The sequence below is a fragment of the Nocardioides sp. YJ-D4 genome (assembly GCF_054031495.1).
Map to the genome: position 1 here is coordinate 2,871,728 of NZ_CM132932.1, position 20,294 is coordinate 2,892,021.

Annotated in this window: 18 protein-coding genes and 1 pseudogene; 10 read left to right on the forward strand and 9 right to left on the reverse strand. The window is 70.0% G+C overall.

Annotated elements, in window-relative coordinates; all coding sequences use genetic code 11:
* Nucleotides 1-31 precede the first annotated feature (31 nt).
* The 4 genes from ACW14X_RS13645 to ACW14X_RS13660 all read right to left on the reverse strand — a co-directional run bounded on the left by ACW14X_RS13645 (nt 32) and on the right by ACW14X_RS13660 (nt 3,363).
* Nucleotides 32-970, reverse strand: a complete 939-nt coding sequence (locus ACW14X_RS13645) for a DUF5926 family protein (RefSeq protein WP_350717874.1) — start codon at nt 968-970, stop codon at nt 32-34.
* Nucleotides 971-1,014: 44 nt separating this feature from the next.
* Complete coding sequence (locus ACW14X_RS13650; RefSeq protein WP_400469235.1) at nt 1,015-1,785, reverse strand: glycerophosphodiester phosphodiesterase family protein; 771 nt, start codon at nt 1,783-1,785, stop codon at nt 1,015-1,017.
* 94 nt (nt 1,786-1,879) lie between these two features.
* Nucleotides 1,880-2,596: an SDR family NAD(P)-dependent oxidoreductase gene (locus tag ACW14X_RS13655; RefSeq protein WP_457165917.1), complete on the reverse strand. Its 717-nt coding sequence runs from the start codon at nt 2,594-2,596 to the stop codon at nt 1,880-1,882.
* On the reverse strand, nt 2,593-3,363 hold the full coding sequence (locus tag ACW14X_RS13660; protein ID WP_160025947.1) for a hypothetical protein: 771 nt from the start codon (nt 3,361-3,363) through the stop codon (nt 2,593-2,595). The genes ACW14X_RS13655 and ACW14X_RS13660 overlap by 4 nt, the downstream gene beginning before the upstream one ends.
* Nucleotides 3,364-3,556: 193 nt before the next feature.
* Between ACW14X_RS13660 and ACW14X_RS13665 the strand changes: the two genes are divergently transcribed.
* Nucleotides 3,557-4,921 (forward strand): lytic murein transglycosylase, encoded by a 1,365-nt coding sequence (locus tag ACW14X_RS13665; protein ID WP_160025948.1) that lies wholly within the window; start codon nt 3,557-3,559, stop codon nt 4,919-4,921.
* Nucleotides 4,922-4,927: 6 nt separating this feature from the next.
* Here ACW14X_RS13665 and ACW14X_RS13670 read toward each other — a convergent pair whose 3' ends face one another.
* Nucleotides 4,928-5,944: an NADP-dependent oxidoreductase gene (locus tag ACW14X_RS13670; RefSeq protein ID WP_160025949.1), complete on the reverse strand. Its 1,017-nt coding sequence runs from the start codon at nt 5,942-5,944 to the stop codon at nt 4,928-4,930.
* A 65-nt stretch (nt 5,945-6,009) separates the two neighbouring features.
* Between ACW14X_RS13670 and ACW14X_RS13675 the strand changes: the two genes are divergently transcribed.
* The 6 genes and pseudogenes from ACW14X_RS13675 (at nt 6,010) to ACW14X_RS13700 (ending at nt 11,019) form a co-directional block, all read left to right on the forward strand.
* Nucleotides 6,010-6,903 carry an amidohydrolase gene (locus ACW14X_RS13675; RefSeq protein ID WP_457165918.1) on the forward strand — a complete coding sequence of 298 codons (894 nt, stop codon included), beginning with the start codon at nt 6,010-6,012 and terminating at the stop codon, nt 6,901-6,903.
* Nucleotides 6,900-7,448 carry a cysteine dioxygenase gene (locus ACW14X_RS13680; protein WP_160025951.1) on the forward strand — a complete coding sequence of 183 codons (549 nt, stop codon included), beginning with the start codon at nt 6,900-6,902 and terminating at the stop codon, nt 7,446-7,448. Before ACW14X_RS13675 ends, ACW14X_RS13680 begins: the two co-directional genes overlap by 4 nt.
* A gap of 203 nt (nt 7,449-7,651) precedes the next feature.
* Nucleotides 7,652-8,374 (forward strand): annotated as a pseudogene (locus ACW14X_RS13685) (ABC transporter ATP-binding protein); the annotation flags it as partial.
* Nucleotides 8,375-8,709: 335 nt separating this feature from the next.
* On the forward strand, nt 8,710-9,366 hold the full coding sequence (locus tag ACW14X_RS13690) for an ABC transporter permease (RefSeq protein WP_457165919.1): 657 nt from the start codon (nt 8,710-8,712) through the stop codon (nt 9,364-9,366).
* A complete protein-coding gene (locus tag ACW14X_RS13695) occupies nt 9,363-10,064 on the forward strand; it encodes an ABC transporter permease (protein ID WP_457165920.1) in 702 nt (233 codons plus the stop codon). Before ACW14X_RS13690 ends, ACW14X_RS13695 begins: the two co-directional genes overlap by 4 nt.
* Before the next feature lie 28 nt (nt 10,065-10,092).
* Nucleotides 10,093-11,019: an ABC transporter substrate-binding protein gene (locus ACW14X_RS13700; RefSeq protein WP_457165921.1), complete on the forward strand. Its 927-nt coding sequence runs from the start codon at nt 10,093-10,095 to the stop codon at nt 11,017-11,019.
* Here the strand turns inward: ACW14X_RS13700 and ACW14X_RS13705 are convergent.
* Entirely contained in the window at nt 11,012-11,587 is a 576-nt protein-coding gene (locus ACW14X_RS13705) for a TetR/AcrR family transcriptional regulator (RefSeq protein WP_457165922.1), read from the reverse strand. The genes ACW14X_RS13700 and ACW14X_RS13705 overlap by 8 nt on opposite strands.
* A 140-nt stretch (nt 11,588-11,727) precedes the next feature.
* On the opposite strand from ACW14X_RS13705, the gene ACW14X_RS13710 reads away from it, so the two are divergent.
* A complete protein-coding gene (locus ACW14X_RS13710; protein ID WP_457165923.1) occupies nt 11,728-12,300 on the forward strand; it encodes a hypothetical protein in 573 nt (190 codons plus the stop codon).
* Between the two features lies 1 nt (nt 12,301).
* The gene (locus tag ACW14X_RS13715; RefSeq protein ID WP_457165924.1) at nt 12,302-13,756 is read left to right on the forward strand and encodes a dihydrolipoyl dehydrogenase family protein; all 1,455 of its coding nucleotides are present in this window, start codon (nt 12,302-12,304) and stop codon (nt 13,754-13,756) included.
* Here ACW14X_RS13715 and poxB read toward each other — a convergent pair.
* From poxB to ACW14X_RS13730, 3 genes are all read right to left on the reverse strand, one after another.
* Nucleotides 13,753-15,477, reverse strand: a complete 1,725-nt coding sequence (gene poxB / locus ACW14X_RS13720) for a ubiquinone-dependent pyruvate dehydrogenase (RefSeq protein ID WP_457165925.1) — start codon at nt 15,475-15,477, stop codon at nt 13,753-13,755. The genes ACW14X_RS13715 and poxB overlap by 4 nt on opposite strands.
* A gap of 96 nt (nt 15,478-15,573) precedes the next feature.
* On the reverse strand, nt 15,574-17,865 hold the full coding sequence (locus ACW14X_RS13725; protein ID WP_457165926.1) for a peptidase M6: 2,292 nt from the start codon (nt 17,863-17,865) through the stop codon (nt 15,574-15,576).
* A gap of 154 nt (nt 17,866-18,019) precedes the next feature.
* Nucleotides 18,020-19,216, reverse strand: a complete 1,197-nt coding sequence (locus ACW14X_RS13730) for an AAA family ATPase (RefSeq protein ID WP_457165927.1) — start codon at nt 19,214-19,216, stop codon at nt 18,020-18,022.
* Nucleotides 19,217-19,421: 205 nt separating this feature from the next.
* Between ACW14X_RS13730 and ACW14X_RS13735 the strand changes: the two genes are divergently transcribed.
* Nucleotides 19,422-20,285 carry an Fpg/Nei family DNA glycosylase gene (locus ACW14X_RS13735; protein ID WP_457165928.1) on the forward strand — a complete coding sequence of 288 codons (864 nt, stop codon included), beginning with the start codon at nt 19,422-19,424 and terminating at the stop codon, nt 20,283-20,285.
* Nucleotides 20,286-20,294 lie beyond the last annotated feature (9 nt).

The following is a 20,294-nucleotide window of genomic DNA, read 5'->3' on the forward strand; positions in this document are numbered from 1 at the left end:
GCTGACCGAGGTAACTCGGTCAGCATCCACCTCAGCGGATGGTGACCTGTCGGTTGGCGAGCCCGGCGCGAGCGGAGCGCACCTCGGGGGTGATCTCGGAGTCGTCGGCGAGGGCCTCGTCGAGCAGCTTCTTGAACGCCACCGCCGGCTCCTCGAGCGCCTCGGCGCCGGTGCCGACCGGCAGGTCCCAGACGGGAGCGAGCAGACCGTGGGCACGGAACATGCCGACGAAACGAGCGTCGGGGACGATCACGTCCTCGCCGGTCACGTGCAGGCGCGCGAGCGCGGTCAGCAGCGCGTCCTCGGGCTCGGGCATCACCCAACGCAGGTGCTCCTTGGAGCCGACCGAGGTCCAGTACGCAGCCTCGACCGACGCCAGTCGCAGCGTCGGCAGCACCGACTCGTTGGCGTGCTCGAGCGCGTGCTCGAAGTCGCCCTTGTCCTCGACGTCGGCGAGCCACCAGTCGAAGCCCTCGTGGACGGTGACGTCGAGCGAGGAGTTGGTGATCAGGTCCTGCAGCCGCGGCCCGTCGCCGGGTGCGGTGGTCAGGCCGAAGATCCCGGACTCACCCGACGCCCGCGCCTCGAGGGCCTGGAGCAGCGCCGCAGCCACATCGCGCGACACGTCGCCGTAGTTGTGCTGCACCTGCAGCCCGGCCCAGACCTCACCGGAGTCGCGCGACATCGCCGGCGCGGCGCCGGGCAGCAGGGTGCCCAGCGTGACCGGGGTCGACTCGAAGCCCTTCACCGTCAGCGACACCGTCGCCGAGGGCACCAGCTCACGCAGCGCGACCAGGTCGCACTCGCCGGGCAGGCCCTCGAACGGGCGCCCCACGAACGCGCCGCCGGCGGCACCGTGGCACGCCTTGTAGCGCTTGCCGGACCCGCACGGGCACGCCGCGCGCGGGTTGGGACCGTCCGTCGGGGCCGCAGCCGCCTGACGGTTCTTGACTCGGGACTTCTTGGCCACGGCCAAACCCTAACCTGCCGGGCCCGCGCGCCAGGTAACACGCCTCAGCGGCCGAGCAGCTCCAGCATGAACCCCGGCCGGTCGGTGATGACCGCATTGACCCCGAGGTCGAGGCAGAGCTTGAGCTGCTCCTCGGTGTTGACGGTGTAGACGTGGAGGTTGCGGCCCTTCGACGCCAGCCGACGCCCGAGCTTCGGGTGGGCAGTGAGCATCTCGATGCTGGCACCGAGCCACCAGTCCGGGCCGATCGCGTGCCGCAGGAGCGACCAGTTGGCGGCGCGGTCGACGAGCTGGACCAGAGGTACGCCCGGAGCCAGCCGCTCTACCCGCTGCAGCGCCGTGAACGAGAAGCTCATCACCCGCACCGGGCTGCCCGGACCCGCCCAACCGAAGTCGTTGAGCACGTCGACCAGACGCCCCTCGGTCAGCCCGCCGTAGCGCGTCGGGTGCTTGGTCTCGATCGCCATCTCGACGTGCCGACCGTAGTCCCGCACGACCCGCAGCAGCCGGTGCAGCGTGAGCACGCCCCGCATGTCCCGGTCGGGCTGCTCGTCCTCCCCTTCCCAGAACCCGTTCTTCCAGGCCGCGAAGTCGATCGCCTGCAGCTCGGCGAGGGTCATCTCCGAGACCAGCCCCCGCGCGCCGATACGGCGCAGGTGACGGTCGTGGACGCAGACGAGATGCCCGTCCATGGTCAGACGTACGTCGCACTCCAAGGCGTCCGCGCCCGCATCCAGGGCTGCGACGTACGCAGCGAGGGTGTGCTCCGCGATCTCATGACTGGCGCCGCGATGCGCGACGACCTGGGGCCTCATGAGGAGATTGTTGTCCATCGGGCAACCGCGTGGGGGCACGACACGACGTCGAACGCGTTACCTCGCTGTGTACGCCGCGGTCCTGGTCCGGGCATCACCGCCCGCCGGTCACCCGCAGCGTCGTCGCGGTGACGTACCCAGCCTTCTCGCTCATCAGCCAGGCGACGGCCTCGGCGACCTCGTCGGGTGAGCCCGCTCGGCCGATCGGGATCTGGGGTGCCATCCGCGCGATCCGGCCTGGGTCGCCGGTGTTGGCGTGCATGTCGGTCTCGGTGAGCCCGGGGGCGACCGCGACGACCCGGATGCCGAGCGGGGCGACCTCGAGCCCGAGGCCCTTGGTGAGCGCGTCGATGCCGGCCTTCGCGGCGGCGTAGTGGACGTACTCTCCCGGTGATCCCAGCGTGGCGGCACCCGAGGAGATGTTGACGATCACCCCACCCTCGGCGAGCGCGGACACGGCCGCGCGGGCGACGAGCGTGGGGCCGACCAGGTTGACCGCGTACGTCCTCCGGATCTCGTCGGTCGGAGTGTCGACGAGGGGCGCGTAGCGGTAGGTCGCGCCGGCGTTGTTGACCACGCCGGTGACCGGGCCGGCAGCCTCGAAGAGGGCGGCGATCCCGGCGTCGGTGGTGATGTCCGCGGCCACGATCTCGCAAGAGACCCCGAGCGCCCTGATCTCGTCGCGCGTCGCGACGGCAGCAGCTTCGTCGGACAGGTACCCGAGCACGAGCGAGTGGCCGTCAGCCGCCAGCCGACGAGCGACAGCGGCACCGATCCCGCGGGTGCCTCCAGTGATGAGCGTACGTTTCACACCCGAAGGGTGTCACGCAGCCTCCACGCCACCATCGCCAGTGCCAGGACTCCGGCGAGCGCCCATCCGGCGGGGTAGTGCACCGCGGGTTCGTTCCAGCGCTCGTGGAAGTAGACCAGGTGCGAGGAGAGCAGCCCGGCGTCGACCGAGCGTCCCTCCTGGATGAGTACGCCGATGGCCACCAGCACCGTCAGCAGCGTCTGCATCGCCCAGCCCAGGATCCAGGCGGGCACCCAGGCGACGACATCGACGGCGCGGCGTACGGACGTCACGAGCACGGTCACCAGGGCAGCCGCCAGCAGCGCGTCGATGACCGACGACGGCAGCTCGCCGGGGAGCATCCCGTCGAGCCAGAGGGGTACGCAGACGGCCGGCGCGGCCAGCATCGGCGCCCGCAGCACGCACGGCCCGAGGCTCGCGGCGATCCCGGCGGCGAGACCGGCGACCGTCGTGATCGCGGCGATGGCGATCAGATGGGTCAGCATCGACGGGTTGGTCGCCGCCGGCCCGGCGGCGAACGTCAGCCCGAGGAAGACCGCGGCGACGACACCGGTGCCGGCGAGCACGGCACTGAGCAGCCGGCGGTCCGGACGCAGCCCCGCAGCGAGCCCGCCGAGCGCGGCGGCGAGCAGCGTGAACGAGACCAGCTCGGCGACCATCGGGGCGAGCAGGAGCGGCTGCGGCTGGACGAGCTGGGGAAGGAAACCGACGCCCCAACCCGCGGCCGCGACCAGCGGAACCATCCACAGACGAGTCCGTTCAGTCATGTCGTCCACGGTGACAGGCGGAAGGTGAGCCCAGGCGGCGTACCGGGGAACACCAGCCCAACGTCAGGTGGCCCGACCGTTGCCGTTCATCACCAAGGTGGGGGGATTTCTAATTGCCAGGCGCAGAAATGGAATACCTGGGTAGGCTCATGGGACGGACACGTACCCCACGCGTGGAAGAGGTGAGACCGGCATGACCAAAGAACCCCGAAAATTCTGGGCCAGAAGCATCAGTACAGCGGCGCTGACCAGCATCGGGCCTCGGGCCGTTGCCGCCGTCGCGCTGACCGCTGCCTTCGCGGTTCTGGCCCCGAACGAGGCACGCCTCGACACCGGTCATCAGCAGCCTGAGCTTCCCGATCCGGGCGCCCTTCAGGACCCCCTCGGCATCTCCAACGGCCTGGGTGGCGTGAAGAACCTGACCCCGACCGACGCAGTGAGGCTGGCCTCCAACGCCGAGGAGCTGTCGATCCCGGCGGTCGCCCTGGCTGCGTACCAGCGCTCGGCCACCGTGCTCAACGACGCCGACGCCCCCTGCCGCATCGACTGGGCGCTGGTCGCCGCGATCGGCATGGTCGAGAGCAACCACGGCCGCTTCGGCGGCAGCGAGCTCAACTCCAACGGCCTCGCCCTCCCCGCGATCATCGGCCCGCAGCTCAACGGCGCCGGCAACTACGCGGCGATCCGCGACACCGACAACGGCCTCTACGACCACGACACGGTGTACGACCACGCTGTCGGCCCGATGCAGTTCATCCCCTCCACCTGGACGGTCGTGGGCACCGACGGTGACGGCGACAACCGCCGCGACCCCCAGGACGTCGACGATGCTGCCGTCGCCACCGCGGCCTACCTGTGCGCCGGAGCCGAGGACGTCAGCACCGACTCCGGCGCCCAGTCCGCGGTCTACCGCTACAACCAGAGCGACACGTACGTCGAGGCGGTGCTGAAGATCGCCGACCAGTACCGCAACGGCGAGTTCCCCGGCTCACCGAGCGTGGACGGTGGGACCTCCTCGATGCGGACCACCGTGTCCCCCCTCCCGCGCACGTCGAGCACGGTCAAGCCGACGACCAAGTCGGAGACCAAGGCCGCGCCGGTCGAGGATCCAGCACCGAGCAAGTCGCCAGTGCCGACCGACAACACCACGGGCGACCCCGGCTCCGACGACAGCCCGTCGGGTGGCGAGACCGGGACGGCGACGCCCACCCCGACGCCCACGCCCACGCCCACGCCGACCCCAACTCCGACGCCCACCCCGACCCCGACGCCCACCCCGACGCCGACGCCGACGGACGCCGCGACGGAAGAGACGCTCACCGAGCCCTGCACGACGGCGACGACCACGGTCTACCCAACGCTCGAGCAGGTGGACAAGGCAACGTACGACGCCGTGGTCGCCAACTGCGTCGCTGAGTTCGCGGCCGGAACCACCATGCCCGAGGACATCACCATCAGGGAGTACCTCCGCACCCTCGCTGGAACCGAAGAGTTCCCGACCGTCAAGGACCCCGCCCCGGAGGCCACCGCCCCTGAGGAGGGGGCCCCCGAAGCGTGATCCGGGTCAGCTGACCTTGATCACCGTCTTGCCGAAGTTCTGACCGCGAAGCATCCGGTTGAACGCGGCAGGCGCGTTCTCGAGACCCTCGGTGATGTCCTCGCGGTAGCGGAGCCTGCCCTCGGCCAGCCAGCCGGTCGCCTCGGCGAGGAACTTCTGCTCGTGGTCGCGGACGAACTCGGTCTGGATGAAACCCCTGATCAGCAGGGACTTGTTGAGCACCTGCCGCATCAGTCCCGGCGCCCGGTCGGGTCCCTCGGGAGCGGAGGTGTCGTTGTAGTGCGCGACGATCCCGCAGACCGGCACCCGGGCGAACTTGTTGAGCCGCGGCAGCACCGCGTTCCACACATGTCCGCCGACGTTCTCGAAGTAGACGTCGATCCCGTCGGGGACCGCCGCCTTCAGCTGCTCCTTGAAGTCGGGTGCGCGGTGGTCGAGGGCAGCGTCGAAGCCGAGCTCGGTCAGATGCGCGACCTTCTCCGGTCCGCCCGCGATGCCGACGGCACGGCAGCCGAGGATCTTCGCGATCTGTCCGACCGTGGCGCCGACGGGACCGGTCGCGGCCGCGACCACGACGGTCTCGCCGGGCTTCGGCTGCCCGATCTGGGTCAGACCCGCGTACGCCGTGAACCCCGGCATCCCCAGCACGCCCAGCGCGGTGGAGACCGGTGCGACGGACGGGTCGAGGCGGCGGGTGTGCTGGGCCGGTGCGACGGAGAATGCCTGCCAGCCCCCGTACGCCAGCACCACGTCGCCCACCTGCCGCGACGGATCCCGCGACTCCACCACCTCGGCGACCGTGGCACCGGGCAGCACGTCGCCCAGGGCGGTCGGAGCGGCGTACGAGGGTGCATCGCTCATCCGCCCGCGCATGTAGGGGTCGAGCGAGAGGAATTTCGTACGCAGCAGCACCTCGCCCTCCGCTGGCGCCGGCACCTCGGAGGCAACGATCGAGAAGTCTTCGGCGGTCGGCTCACCGACCGGGCGAGCGCGGAGCAGGATCTGGGTGTTCGTGTCGGTCATCCCGCCATGGTGCCTCACCGGCGGGTAGGCTTGCTTAATCACAACTAAACCTATTGACTTAGCGCATGAAGCGCCAGGTCGACGTCCACCAGCACCTGTGGCCGCCCGCGCTGGTCGAGGAGCTGCGCCGCCGGCGGCAGCCTCCGTACCTCGATGGCTGGGTGCTCCACCTCGACGGGGAGCCGCCCTACTCCGTCGACCCGGCAGATCATGACCTCACCCGCCACGCGGCACAGGAGGACGGCCTCGTCCTGCTCTCGCTCTCGAGCCCACTGGGGATCGAGTCACTCGCCCCGGGCGAGGCACACGGACTGCTCGACGCCTGGCACGGCTTCGCCGACGACCTGCCCGCCGACTACGGACTGTGGGCCGCACCGGCGCTCGTCGAACCGGACCTCGACGGCCTCGCCAAGGTCCTGGCGCACGACCGCGTCCACGGCCTCCAGGTCCCGGCGACGGCGCTGACGACCCCGTCCGCGCTCGAGACCCTGGCTCCCGTCCTGGCCACGGCCCAGCAGGCCGACCTGCCCGTCCTCGTGCACCCGGGACCCGCCGACCCGGGCCCGGCGAGCGAGCTGCCCGGCTGGTGGCCCGCACTCACCTCGTACGTCGCCCAGCAGAGCGCCGCATGGCACTCCTGGCACGTCGCGGGGCGGTCGCTGCTGCCGACCCTGCGGATCGCGTTCGTGGCGCTGGCCGGCCTCGCGCCGCTGCACCACGAGCGCCTCGCACAGCGCGGCGGGGAGCTCGGCGCGATCGACCGGCACGTCTACTACGAGACCTCGTCCTACGGCACCCAGGCGATCGACGCGATGTCGCGCGTGGTCGGCGTGGACCCGCTGGTGAACGGCTCGGACCGGCCCTACGCCGAGCCGACCGATCCCGACCTCGGGGAGGCCCTGAGCCGGGCGATCTTCGTCGCCAACCCGCACCACCTGCTCACCGGAGGAGACCGATGACCATCACCGAACCGACCGTGACCGAGCCGGCCGCCGACACGGTCCTCAGCGGCGCAGAACTGCCCGAGCTGCCGGGACGTACGCTCGCTCCCGGCGAGCTGCGCGCCTGGGTCGACGAGCTCGCAGCACACCCCGAGCGGTGGGAGCACCTGGTGCGCCACGACACCGGCGGGCGCCACTACGTCTCGCTCTACCGGGACAAGGACATCGACGTCTGGCTGCTGTGCTGGAACACCGTCGACGACACCGGCTGGCACGACCACGACATCTCCTCGGGCGCGGTGGCGGTGACCCACGGAGCGGTCTTCGAGCAGCAGCCGAGGTTCGGCGGCGATCCCGTGCAACGGGAGGTCGGCGCGGGTCGCAGCTTCGGCTTCGGGCCCGATCACATCCACCGGATGAGCGGTGCGGTCGACGGCGCGGTCTCGATCCACGCGTACTCGCCGCCACTGTGGCGGATGGGGCAGTACGCGATCAGCGACGACGGCGTGATGCGCCGCGTCTCGGTCTCCTACGCCGACGAGCTGCGCCCGCTGGAGGACTGAACGACCTGCGCCGCGCCGGGTCGGCATCTCGGGCATCGGGTCCAGGAATGTGGCAGATTTCAAGCATCGAGGAGCGAGGCTCGGACGGCGAACCCGACGTCCCTGTCCGTTTAACATCTTCGGTTCCTTCCCCAGATCTGGCAGGCTGAGGATCTTGTGCAACGGCGTCCGCAGGTGAAGAACAACAGACAGGAGCGGTGGCTGTGATCGAGTTCGAGGGCGTGACCAAGCGCTATCCGGACGGCACCGTTGCCGTGGAAGACCTCTCTCTGACGGTCGACACCGGGAAGATCACCGTGTTCGTCGGACCGTCCGGATGCGGCAAGACGACCGCGCTGCGGATGATCAACCGGATGATCGAGCCGACCTCCGGCCGGATCCTGATCGACGGTGACGACGTCACCAGCCGCCCGGAGGCGCAGCTGCGGCGCGAGATCGGCTACGTGATCCAGGGCGCCGGGCTCTTCCCGCACCGCACGGTCCTCGACAACGTCGCGACCGTCCCGATCCTGCAGGGCATCTCCCGCCGGGAAGCCCGCACGAGCGCCCTGGACCTGCTCGAGCGCGTCGGGCTCGCCGCCAACCTCGGCGAGCGCTACCCGGCCCAGCTCTCGGGCGGCCAGCAGCAGCGTGTCGGGGTCGCCCGGGCGCTCGCGGCCGACCCGCCGGTGCTGCTGATGGACGAGCCGTTCTCGGCCGTCGACCCGGTCGTACGCGACGACCTCCAGCAGGAGCTGCTCCGGCTCCAGGGCGAGCTCGGCAAGACGATCGTCCTGGTCACCCACGACATCGACGAGGCGATCCGCCTCGGCGACAAGGTCGCCGTCTTCGCCCAGGGTGCCCGCCTGGCCCAGTTCGCCCCGCCCGCCGACCTTCTCGCCGCCCCGGCCGACGACTTCGTCGCCTCGCTCGTCGGGCGCGACCGCGGCTTCCGGGGCCTCGGGTTCGCCGACGGGAGCTCGGTCGCGCTCAAGCCCATCGATCACGTTGTCGATAGCCTCACCCTCGAGGTCGACCAGGACGGCCGACCGCTGGGCTGGCGCGGTTCCGACGGCCTCCTCCCGACCGAGGGCACCTTCAGCGAGGGCGCCAACCTGCGTACGGTCACCGACCTGGTCATCCTCTCGCCCGCCGGCGCGGCGATCCGCGTCGACGCCGAGGGTCGAGCCGACGGGCTGGTCCTGCTCGAGGACCTGGCCGGCAGCGTACGTTCGCAGCACCGCGAGCGCCTGGCGGCCCTGGCTTCCGCGGAGGAGGCCGGGTGAAGGACCTCTGGCGCTATCTCGAGACCAACGCGGACGACATCCTCACCGCGCTCGTGCAACACATCTGGCTCGCGCTGATCCCGGTGGCGATCGCCTTCGTCCTCGCCCTGCCGCTGGGCGCCCTGGTCCATCGCTACGTCCCGGCACGCCACATCGCGCTCACCGCCGGCAGCGTGATCTACACCATCCCGTCGCTGGCGCTGCTCCTGCTGCTCCCGGGCATCCTCGGCACCAGCGTCCTCGACCCGGTCAACGTGGTCATCGCGCTCACCCTCTACTCGCTCGCCCTGCTCGTCCGTACGACGGCCGACGGTCTCGACGCGGTCGACACCACCGTCCTCCAGGCCGCCACCGCGATGGGCTATGGCCCCGTACGCCGCTGGTTCAGAGTCCAGCTGCCGCTGGCCATGCCGGTGATCCTGACCGGTCTGCGGGTGGCGACCGTGGCCAACGTGAGCATGGTCAGCATCGCGGCCCTGATCGGCATCGGCGGCCTCGGACAGCTCTTCACCCGCGGGTTCCAGCTCGGCTTCTACCTGCCGCCGATCATCATCGGTCTGGTCCTCTCGGTCGCCCTCGCGGTCATCGCCGACGTCCTCATCGTCGCCCTCCAGCGCGGGCTCACCCCGTGGGCGCGAGCGGGTGCGCGATGAGTCTCGACTACCTGCTCGACGCCGCCAACTGGTCGCTGACCAGCCCCGACGGCTTCCCCCAGCGCATCCTCGAGCACCTCGGCTACACCGTCCTCGCCCTGGCGATCGCGGCCGCGATCGCGTTCCCGATCGGTCTGCTGATCGGCCACACCGGCCGCGGCGCCCTGATCGCGATCAACCTCGGCAACGCCGGCCGCGCGCTGCCGACCCTCGGCGTACTCATGCTCGCGCTCGGCCTGGTCGGGATCGGTCTGGTCCCGGTCACGATCGCCCTGGTCGTGCTCGCCATCCCGCCCATCCTCGCCACGACGTACGCCGGCATCCAGTCCGTCGGCGACGAGACCGTCGACGCGGCGCGAGGAGTCGGCATGACCGAGACCCAGATCGCCTGGCGCGTCGAGGTCCCGATCGCCCTGCCGATCATCATCGGTGGCCTGCGCAACGCGTCGCTCCAGGTGGTCTCGACCGCGACCATCGCCGCGTACGCCGGTCTCGGCGGCCTCGGCCGCTATCTCTTCGACGGGCTGGCGACGCTCCAGTACGACCAGGTGGTCGCCGGAGCGATCGTGCTCGCCGTGCTCGCGGTCGCGATCGACCTGGCGCTCGCGGGCGTACAGCGACTCCTCGTCTCGCCCGGCGTCGACGGCCGCGAGGCCGGCAACCGCCCGACCACCCTCCGCCCCGAACCCGCCGGCTGACTAACCCAGCAACCCGAGAGGTATCTCAATGTCCCGCCGAATCCGCACCACCGCGTACCTGTTCGCGACGCTCGCCGTGGCAGGCACCCTCACCGCCTGTGGCGGTGACCCGCTCGACTCGGGATCGGACTCCGACTCAGGCGGCGGCACGATCGTCGTCGGCTCGGCCAACTTCCCCGAGAGCGAGCTGCTCATGGAGATGTACGCCCAGGCTCTCGAGGCCGAGGGCGTCAAGGTCGAGACCAAGCCCAACATCGGGTCCCGCGAGGTCTACATGGAGGCCTTCAAGAGCGGTGACATCAACCTGCTGCCGGAGTACAACGGAGGCCTGCTGTCCTACCTGACGGACGGCAACCTGCCGGAGAACGTCTCCGCCCCCGAGGACGTCTACGACGCGCTCCAGGACGTGCTTCCGGAGGGCAGCCAGACGCTGCCGCAGTCGGCCGCCGAGGACAAGGACTCGCTGACGGTGACCAAGGAGACCGCCGAGAAGTACTCGCTGACCAGCATCGAGGACCTCGCCCCGGTGGCCAAGGATCTCACCCTCGGCGCGAGCCCGGAGTTCAAGACGCGCGCCCAGGGGGTCCCGGGCCTGGCTGAGGTCTACGGGGTCACCTTCAAGGAGATCACGCCGACCGACCCCGGCGGCCCGCTGACCGTCGCGGCCCTGAAGAAGGGCTCCGTCGACGTGGCCAACGTGTTCACGACCGACTCAGCGATCCCGACGAACGACTGGGTCGTTCTGGAGGACCCGAAGAACCTCTTCCTCGCCCAGAACATCGTCCCGCTGATCCGCTCCGAGGTGCTCAGCAGCGACGCCGAGACCGCGCTCAACGCGGTCTCCGAGGCGCTCACCACCGCCAACCTGACCGAGGCTCTCGCCAAGGTCCAGGTCGACAAGGCCGACCCGGCCACCGTCGCCAAGGAGTTCCTCGCCGACAACGGCGTCAGCTGAGCGCTGACCCCAGGCCGCTCCGGTAGGTCAGAAGTCCTTCGAGCCCTCGTAGGAACGTCTCACCGACCGGGGCGGGATCGGTCAGACAGCCGGCCGCCATCGCACCGTCTCGCAACATGACGAAGTGGCGGCCGGCAAACTCCGAATCAGGCTTCCCCGTCGCCGCGAAGAGATCGGTCATCGTGGCCAGGAACCACTCCCGGTGCTTGAGCACCGCCTGATGGACCACGTGTTCCGGGTCCGGGTATTCGGCGGCGGCGTTGAGGAACGCGCAACCACGGAACCCCTCGCCCTGGATGTCCGCGGCGATCGACCGGCCGACGGCCCGGATGAGCTCGTCGGGGTCGTCGACCTCCGCCCGGGCGGCGTCCAGGCGCGCCCGGATCGCATCGTCGGTCTGCGTCAGGTACGCCACGACGAGCTCGTCCTTGCTCCGGAAGTGCCGATAGAGCGTCGCCCGCGTGACCTGCGCCTCGGCGATCACGCGATCGACCCCGACCGAGTGCAGACCCTCGGTGTAGAAGAGCCGACTCGCCGTGCTGAGCAGTCGATCCCGGGCCTCAGACATCCGTCATCCCTCTCGTTCGCGTGGTCTCAACGCTAGCAGACAGAACGATCGGTCTTGCATTTTCCGGGCGGCTGCGACAGACTCTCGATCCAGGTAGAACGATCGTTCTGTCTCCCAGCTTGATCCACGAAAGGGATCTGATGTCCACCTCCGTCGAGACCGGTCGATCCGGCACACTGACCGCCCCGCCCCGCGCACTGCCGAGGCTCTACTTCTTCCGCTTCGGGTTCGCGATCGTCTGGGCCGGGCTGGTCGCACTCACCGCGACGACGCTCAACGCCGCCAGCATCGCGCTGTTGGTCATCTACCCGCTGTTCGACGTGGCGGCCGCCGTGGTCGACCACCGCACCTCGGGCGCCAACGGCCCGCGCGTACTGCTGTACGTCAACATGGCACTCAGCCTGCTCACCGCTGTCGGCGTCGCTGTCGCGGCCACCTCCGGGATCCCGGACATCCTGCGGGTGTGGGGCGCCTGGGCGATCACCGCCGGCCTGGTCCAGCTGTTCGTCGCGGTACGCCGCTACCGACTCGGTGGTCAGTGGGCGATGATCCTCAGCGGCGGGATCTCGACCTTCGCCGGAACCGGATTCATCCTGATGGCCGCCGGCCCGAAGGCGTCACTCACCGGCCTCGCGGGCTACGCGACGCTGGGCGGCATCTTCTTCCTGATTTCTGCCCTCCGACTGCGCCAGCGCGCGGGTAAGGTCAACTGACATGACGAGCACCAGCCAAGATCTGACCGTCGATGTCATCGTCATCGGCGCCGGCCCGACCGGCGAGAACGTCGCAGACCGAGTCGTGCAGGGCGGCCTGACCGCAGCGATCGTCGAGCGCGAGCTCGTCGGCGGCGAGTGCTCCTACTGGGCCTGCATGCCGACGAAGGCCCTCCTGCGGGACGCGGCAGCCCTGCGCGCCGCCCGCGCGCTTCCGGCCGCAGGTCAGGCGGTCACGGGCACGCTGGACGCCTCCGCCGTCTTCGCCCGACGCGACGGGTTCACCTCCAACTGGAAGGACACCGGTCAGGTCGAGTGGCTCACCGGGGCCGGGATCACCCTGGTCCGCGGACACGGGCGCATCACCGGCACCCGCTCGGTCACCGTCACCGCCGACGACGGCACGACCACCAACCTTCAGGCCCGCCACGCCGTCGTCGTCTCCACCGGCAGCTCCTCCCTCATCCCGCCGATCCCGGGACTCGAGGAAGTCGGTCCCTGGACCAACCGCGAGGCCGCCGGCGCCCAGTCCGTTCCCGATCGCCTGGCGATCATCGGCGGCGGGGTGGTCGGCGCCGAGATGGCGACCGCCTTCAGCGCCCTCGGGTCGCAGGTGACGCTGATCTCCCGCACCCGGCTCCTGCCGGGGGTCGAGAAGTTCGCCGGCGAGCAGGTGGCCGAGGCGCTCCGGACGTACGGGGTCACGCTTCATCTGGACGCCGGCGCGACCGAGGCTCGGCGTGATGAGGGCGGCGAGGTGCGGGTGACCCTCTCGGACGGCACCGAGGTGACCGCCGACGAGGTGCTGGTGGCCACCGGTCGGGTGCCCAACACCAAGGACCTCGGTCTGGAGCACGTCGGCCTCGAGCCCGGCAGCTGGTTGAAGGTCGACGACGCCCTGGCCGTGGTCGACGACAGCGGGCAGCTCGAGGAAGGCTGGCTCTACGCCGCGGGCGACGTCAACCATCGAGCGCTGCTGACCCACCACGGGAAGTACCAGGCTCGAGGGCTGGGCGATCTGATCGCGGCACGCGCTCGCGGCGAGAAGCCCGACCTGAGCGCATGGGGGCGCCACGCCGCCACCGCCGACGAGCGGGCCGCCACCCAGGTGATCTTCACCGACCCCGAGGTCGTCGCGGTCGGACACTCCGCCGAATCGGCCGAGGCCGCCAGCATCGAGGTCGGCGTCGTCGACTACGACCTCGGCTCGATCGCCGGAGCGTCGCTGCACGCCGACGGCTACCGCGGCCAGGCGCGGATGGTCATCGACGAGCAGCGCAAGGTCCTGGTCGGCTTCACCGCGGTCGGGCCCGACACCGCCGAGATGCTGCACGCCGCGACCATCGCGATCGTCGGCGAGGTCCCTCTCGACCGGCTCTGGCACGCGGTCCCGGCCTACCCGACGATGAGCGAGATCTGGCTGCGTCTGCTCGAGACGGCGGGACGCGACCGCTAGAACAGCTGGCGCAGGTTGGCCTTGCTGAGGTCGATCAGCTCGTCACCCCGACCCGACATCACGGACCGAAGGGCGTAGAGGGTGAAGCCCTTGAGCTGCTCGGCGGTGATGTTGGGCGGGATGGAGAGCTCCTGACGCTCGGTGACGACATCGAGGAGGGCGGGGCCGTCGTGGCCGAGGACGTCGGCGACCGCGTCCGGCAGATCGGCCGAGTGCTCGACGCGGCGGGCGTAGATGCCCATCGCGGTGGCGACGTCGGCGAAGTTCGGGTTCACCAGGTCGGTGCCGTACGTGACGAAGCCGGCGGCCTTCATCTCCAGCTCGACGAAGTTCAACGAGGAGTTGTTGAAGACGACGAGCTTCACCGGGAGCCGGTTCTGGATGAGGGTGACCAGCTCGCCGAGCAGCATGGTGAGCCCACCGTCACCGGCGAGCGCGACGATCTGCCGGCCCGGATGGGCGACCTGGGCACCGACCGCCTGCGACAGCGCGTTGGCCATCGAACCGTGGGCGAAGGAGCCGATCAGCCTGCGGCGGCCGTTCATGGTCAGGTAGCGCGCCGCCCACACGACCGGCGACCCGACGTCGGGGATGAAGACGGCGTCGTCGGCGGCGGCCTGGTCGACCAGACGAGCGAGGTACTGCGGGTGGATCGGCGCCTTCGACCGGGACGGGGTGGCGAGCTCGTCGAGCTTGGTCCGGGTGCGGCGGTAGTGGTCCAGGGAGTCGTCCAGGTGGCGCCGGTCATCGCTCCGGTCGAGCAGCGGCAGCAAGGCCGAGGCGGTGTCCTTGACCGTTCCGACCAGCCCGACGTCGATCGGGTGGCGACGGCCGAGCTGCTCGCCGCGTACGTCGACCTGGATGGTCTTGGCGTGCTTCGGGAAGAACTGCCGGTAGGGGAAGTCGGTGCCGAGCATCAGCAGGGTGTCGGCCCGGTCCATCGCGCGATAGCCGGAGGCGAAGCCGAGCAGGCCGGTCATCCCCACGTCGTAGGGGTTGTCGTACTCCAGGAACTCCTTGCCGCGGAGCGCGTGCACCACGGGGGCGCCGAGCGTCTCGGCCAGGGCCACCACCTCGTCGTGCGCACCAGCGCAGCCGGCACCAGCGAGGATGGTCACTCTCTCGCCGGCGTTGAGCAGGTCCGCCGCCCGCCTGAGGGCGTCCTCGTCGGGGATGACCCGCGAGCGCGTCGGGCGGATCTCCACGGTCCGCTCGACCACGGACTCGGCCAGCGCGACGTCGCCGGGGATCACCAGCACCGCCACGCCCTGCCTCTCGACCGCCGTACGCATCGCGATCTCGAGCACGTGCGGCATCTGGCTCGGCTGGGCGACGTACTCGGTGTAGACCGAGCACTCCCGGAACAGCTCCTGCGGGTGCGTCTCCTGGAAGTAGCCGGTGCCGATCTCGGCGGTCGGGATGTGGGCGGCGATCGCGAGCACCGGAACCCGTGAGCGGTTCGCGTCGAAGAGACCGTTGATCAGGTGGAGGTTGCCCGGCCCGCAGCTCCCCGCGACCACCGCGAGCTCACCCGTGGTGGCCGCGTCGGCGGCGGCCGCGAACGCGGCAGCCTCCTCGTGACGTACGTGGATCCAGCTGATGTCTCCGTTCTTGCGGAGCGCGTCGGTGAACCCGTTGAGGGAGTCACCCGGGATCCCGTAGACGCGGCGGACACCGCTGGCGGACAGGGTGGACACGATCTGTTCGGCGATGGTCGACATGCAGTCTCCTTCTCGGCGCGTACGTCTTCCACCGTAGAACAGCGGCGGGCTGCGACTGTCCATCGACAGCCGCAGCCCGCTCGTTGGGTGCCGGGATCAGCCGCCCGGCTGGGTGACCCCGTCGACCGTCAGGGTGTAGCGCGCCGGGTCGGACACGCTCTCCGTCGGATCGTCGAACATCACGACCGCCGCCACGGTCTCGGCAGTGTCACCGATCGCGGCGTCGAGCGCAGCACCACTGAGCGTGCCGTCGAACGACTCGTCCAGCGCGAGGGTGTGCACCCACGCGGGCGAGCCCGCCGGGCCGTACGCCACCAGCTGGACCGTCCAGCCCTCGACCGGTGTCGGGTTGACCTGCGACATCGACTGCCAGCCGTCCAGGGTGTCGCTGGGCAGCGCGGTGCCGCCGACGGCGATGTCACGGACCCAGAAGCCGGACTCGTCGACCCCGGAGTCGGTGATGTAGCAGAACGCCACCAGCACGTTCTGCCCGCCGTACGCCGACAGGTCCGCACTCTGCGGCCGCCAGCCCCCGGAGTCGCCGGAGAAGCCGGGCAGGTTGTCGACCACGGTCGGGATGGCACCCGGGTCGTGCTCGCTGGTCGTGTCGGCGGTGGCCAGGCTCTGCCAGGTCTCACCACCGTCTGTGGAGACCTGCACGTAGCCGAAGTCCCAACCGACCTCGGCGTCCCACAGGGCGTCGAAGGTCAGCGAGGCTCCGCCGGCGGGGACGTCGACGGCTCGCACGACCGACCGGTCGAGGTTCGGCCCACAGCCGGCGTAGAGCGCTGCGGCTCCGGTGCCGTCCGGAGGCGGCGAACCACAGCTGCTGTCGGCCGCCGTGGCGTCCGGCGGGGTCGTGTCGACCGTCCACTCGACCGGCTTGGGCTCCAACGCCGACGCCCCGTCGAAGCTGAGCGAATCGATCTCGCCCGCGGAGAGGTAGGCCCCGGCGCCGTCACGCAGGCGTACGTAGTCCGAGCCGTTCGGCGGTGCGCCGCTCTCGTTCCACGACTCCGGGTTGTCCCAGTTGACCTTCGCGGAGAGCGAGTCGGCCTGGTACGTCGCCGCGTCACCGCCGTTCAGGTTGCCGCCGTTGGCGTCCAGGGCCGCGTCGAGAGCCACCATGGCGGCCCAGTCGTGGATCGTCTGCTGGGCGGAGACCCCGGCGTCGAACTGGTCCAGCACCACCTGGAGCCCCTCGAGTCCGCCGGCATCCTCGCGGTGCAGGGCACTGAGGAAGTCGGGGCCGTAGTGGCTGGCCAGATACTCCATGAAGGAGTAGACCGCGCCGTAGTCGCACAGCGTCTCCGGCCCACCCTGGTCGCCCCAGCCGGTCAGCGAGTTCTCCGAACCACCGAACGCCGGATCGAGATAGCCCATGAAGCACGCCAGGTGCGAGTCCGCGCCGGGATCGTCAGGTGGGGTGCTCGGGTCGACGTAGCCGACCAGGGTCTGGGCGTAGTCGGAGAGACCCTCGTTGACCCAGGAGACCTCGTCGGTGTCCTCGTAGTACTCCAGCAGGTGCTGGTACTCGTGCGCGAAGGTGCCCTCGTACAGCAGCGGCCGAGATGCTCCGACCAGCCGTCCGGGAGCGCTGTTCAGCTCCTCGTTGCAGGCGACGTACGCCGGATCGGTGCTGTCGTCGGGCGGGTTGGTGCCGGTGCGGTGCAGCCAGTCGAAGACATCGATGCTCATCACGTTGCGGTCGAAGTACTCGTTGAAGACCGAGTAGAAGAAGCCCGCGATGTAGGTCTGCCCGTCCGGAGTGGCGGGCTCGTAGAAGTTGGCGTCCCGGACGTTGTCGACCAGGACCACGATGTTGTCGCCGTCGCCCTTGTACTCCGAGGACGGCAGGTTGGGGATCAGCCCCGGCAGGGTGGCCTGCTTGCCGTCCCGGTCGGGCGGGACCGAGAACTCCTCCGACTCGATCGGGTAGATGGTGTTGTCGAACTCCGAGATGAAGTTCGAGACCTGGGCGTCGGTGACCTCGGTCAGGCCGAGGGCGTTGCGGCAGTCACCGTCCGGGAACGCCCGGTCCTCGGCGACCCACACCTCGATGTTGTCGCCGACGCCTCGCAGTGTGTAGTCCTTGAGGTAGATGCTTCCCTGGGCGTCGTCGAGCCCCAACCAGGTGCGGCTCTGGCCGACCTTCGCGGGTCCCTTCGGTGCCTGCTTGCCGGCCAGATCGCCCCGGTGCCGCTCGACCCCGAGACGCTTGCCGTTGTTGTAGTCGGACCCGGTCTCCTTGAGCTCCTTGGCGGCCCGGCCACGATCGTCGTCCGACGGCGGCGCGCTGCCGGCGGGTGCGCCGGGCAGCGTCAGACCGAGGACAAGCGCTCCTGCGGCTCCGATGGTGAGGAGTCGCGCCTTCTTCCAACCACGCATGCGTGGTTCTCCCTCCACTCGTTCGTGCTGCGCCCGAGTTCGCTGCGGGAATGCGGCCGATGTGATGTGCGTCACTGGCCACCGCCAAAGTCAAGCACCGTGCCTACGCGGAGGGAAGAGGGAATTACACCCTGTTTGCGGAGCTGACGCCGAATTACCCCTGTTGGCGTAGGTAACGACCGAAGTGAGGAACGGTGAACGCGATCCGGCCGCGCTCGCCGGAGTAGATCAGCCCCTTCTTCATCAGCGCGTCACGCGCCGGGGAGAGCGACTGCGGCTTCTTGTTGAGGAAGGCGGCGACGTCCGCGGTGGCGACGGTGCCGATGTCGTCGGCGCCGAGCTCGACGGCAGCGTCGGCCATCGCCCGCAGGTAGTCCCGCTCCGCGGGGGTGGCGCGCTCGTAACGCGAGCCGAAGAAGCCGACCGCGAGCTCGCGCTCGGCCTCGGGGGCGGCGACCTTCACGTCCTCGACGGTGATCGGGGAGCGCGGCGCCTGGTCCCACACGGTCTTGCCGTAGGCCTGGATGAAGTAGGGGTAACCGCCGGTGGCGGCGTACATCTCCGCGAGGGCGTCGAGCTCGAACTCGGCCTCCTCCTCGCCAGCGGGAGCGGCGAGGGCGCGGTCGGCGGCCTCCCGCTCGAGGCGGTCGATGCGCTGGTAGGAGAAGAGCCGCTCGGAGTAGGACTTGCTCGCCGAGAGCACGGCCGGCAGGTGCGGCAGGCCGGCGCCGACGACGATCACCGGCGGCCCCGACTGGCTGATCTCGTGGCAGGCCGCGCACATCGCCGAGACGTCGTCGGGGCCGAGGTCCTGCATCTCGTCGATGAAGACGCCGACGCCCTTGCCGACATCGGCGGCAAGCCCGCCGACGTCGGTGAGCAGCTCGACCAGGTCGATCTCTATGTCACCGGAGTCGGCCCGGCCCCGTACCGCCGCGACCTCGATGCCCGGCGACCACTGCTCGCGCAGCTTGGCGTTGGGACCGGCCTCCCGCTGGGCGAAGGAGCGGATCACGCCGAGCACGTGGTCGACGTCGTCGGAGCTCGGATGACCCAGCTCGCGCACCGCCTGGTGCAGGGCGCTCGACAGCGGCCGGCGCAGCGACTGGTCGGGGCGAGCCTCCATCTTCCCGGTGCCCCAGCCCTTGCGGACCGCGGCGGACCGCAGCGTGTTGAGCAGGACCGTCTTGCCGACGCCGCGGAGCCCGGTGAGCACCAGCGACCGTTCCGGGCGACCACGCGCCACCCGCTCCAGCACCACGTCGAACTGCCCGAGCTGCTCGTTACGACCAGCGAGCTCAGGGGGCCGCTGACCGGCGCCAGGAGCGTACGGATTGCGGATGGGGTCCATGATCAGACGATATCCACATCTCTAGGACGCGTCTTAGATTTGGCTAGCGAGCCACATCTTTCATGAGCGTAGGTCTCTATTCGCCTTTCTAGGATGAACCTTAGAAAGGCGCAGACTCTCACATCGATCGCTAGTGTCGAACGTGTGTTCGATCATAGCGGGATTTCTTCCCCTCGCGCAAGCCTGACGATCTAGACTCGCGGACATGCCGGAACTCCCCGAGGTGGAAGCGCTCGCCGAGGACCTGCGCGGGCGCCTCGACGGCCGCGCGATCACGAAGGTGCACGTCGCGCAGTTCAGCGCACTGAAGACGTACGATCCGCCGCTGACCGCGGTCGAGGGCACGCTCGTCGACAACGTGACCCGCCACGGCAAGTTCATCGACATCGAGGCGAGCGGCGTCCATCTCGTGCTGCACCTGGCCCGCGGCGGTTGGATCAGGTGGCGTGACGAGATCCCGGCGGCACCGCCCCGGCCGGGGTCGAAGTCCGGGCTGGCGATCCGGGTCGTGCTCGACGACGACACCGGGCTGGACATCACCGAAGGCGGCACCAAGAAGCGCCTGGCGCTCTACGTCGTCCACGATCCGCAGGACGTCCCGGGCGTCGCCTCGCTCGGCCCCGACCCGCTGGCCGACGACTTCACGCTGGCCCGTTTCCGCGAGATCCTCGCAGGTCAGGGCCGCAAGCAGATCAAGGGCGTACTGCGGATGCAGTCGATCATCGCGGGCATCGGCAACGCCTACTCCGACGAGATCCTGTGGGCGGCGAAGATGTCGCCGTTCAAGCCCGCCGAGATGACCGAGGAGGAGTCGGAGAGCCTCTACAACGCGCTGCGGACGACCCTGCGGGAGGCCGTCGAGCGCGACTCCGGCCTGGCGATGAGCGAGCTGAAGGGCGAGAAGAAGTCCAACCTCGCAGTGCACGGCAAGGCCGGCAAGAAGTGCCCGGTCTGTGGTTCCACGATCCTCGAGGTCAGTTTCGCCGACTCGAGCCTGCAGTACTGCCCCACCTGCCAGACCGGCGGGAAGCCGCTCGCCGATCGCCGGATGTCCCGGCTTCTCAAGTAGGCTTGACTG

Coding starts and splice junctions, on each gene's coding strand:
- ACW14X_RS13650 (WP_400469235.1), bottom strand. CDS start 1,785: ATGAGGCCCCAGGTCGTCGCGCATCGCGGCGCCAGTCATGAGATCGCG.
- ACW14X_RS13660 (WP_160025947.1), bottom strand. CDS start 3,363: ATGACTGAACGGACTCGTCTGTGGATGGTTCCGCTGGTCGCGGCCGCG.
- ACW14X_RS13665 (WP_160025948.1), top strand. CDS start 3,557: ATGACCAAAGAACCCCGAAAATTCTGGGCCAGAAGCATCAGTACAGCG.
- ACW14X_RS13670 (WP_160025949.1), bottom strand. CDS start 5,944: ATGACCGACACGAACACCCAGATCCTGCTCCGCGCTCGCCCGGTCGGT.
- ACW14X_RS13675 (WP_457165918.1), top strand. CDS start 6,010: ATGAAGCGCCAGGTCGACGTCCACCAGCACCTGTGGCCGCCCGCGCTG.
- ACW14X_RS13680 (WP_160025951.1), top strand. CDS start 6,900: ATGACCATCACCGAACCGACCGTGACCGAGCCGGCCGCCGACACGGTC.
- ACW14X_RS13695 (WP_457165920.1), top strand. CDS start 9,363: ATGAGTCTCGACTACCTGCTCGACGCCGCCAACTGGTCGCTGACCAGC.
- ACW14X_RS13700 (WP_457165921.1), top strand. CDS start 10,093: ATGTCCCGCCGAATCCGCACCACCGCGTACCTGTTCGCGACGCTCGCC.
- ACW14X_RS13705 (WP_457165922.1), bottom strand. CDS start 11,587: ATGTCTGAGGCCCGGGATCGACTGCTCAGCACGGCGAGTCGGCTCTTC.
- ACW14X_RS13710 (WP_457165923.1), top strand. CDS start 11,728: ATGTCCACCTCCGTCGAGACCGGTCGATCCGGCACACTGACCGCCCCG.
- ACW14X_RS13715 (WP_457165924.1), top strand. CDS start 12,302: ATGACGAGCACCAGCCAAGATCTGACCGTCGATGTCATCGTCATCGGC.
- poxB (WP_457165925.1), bottom strand. CDS start 15,477: ATGTCGACCATCGCCGAACAGATCGTGTCCACCCTGTCCGCCAGCGGT.
- ACW14X_RS13725 (WP_457165926.1), bottom strand. CDS start 17,865: ATGCGTGGTTGGAAGAAGGCGCGACTCCTCACCATCGGAGCCGCAGGA.
- ACW14X_RS13730 (WP_457165927.1), bottom strand. CDS start 19,216: ATGGACCCCATCCGCAATCCGTACGCTCCTGGCGCCGGTCAGCGGCCC.
- ACW14X_RS13735 (WP_457165928.1), top strand. CDS start 19,422: ATGCCGGAACTCCCCGAGGTGGAAGCGCTCGCCGAGGACCTGCGCGGG.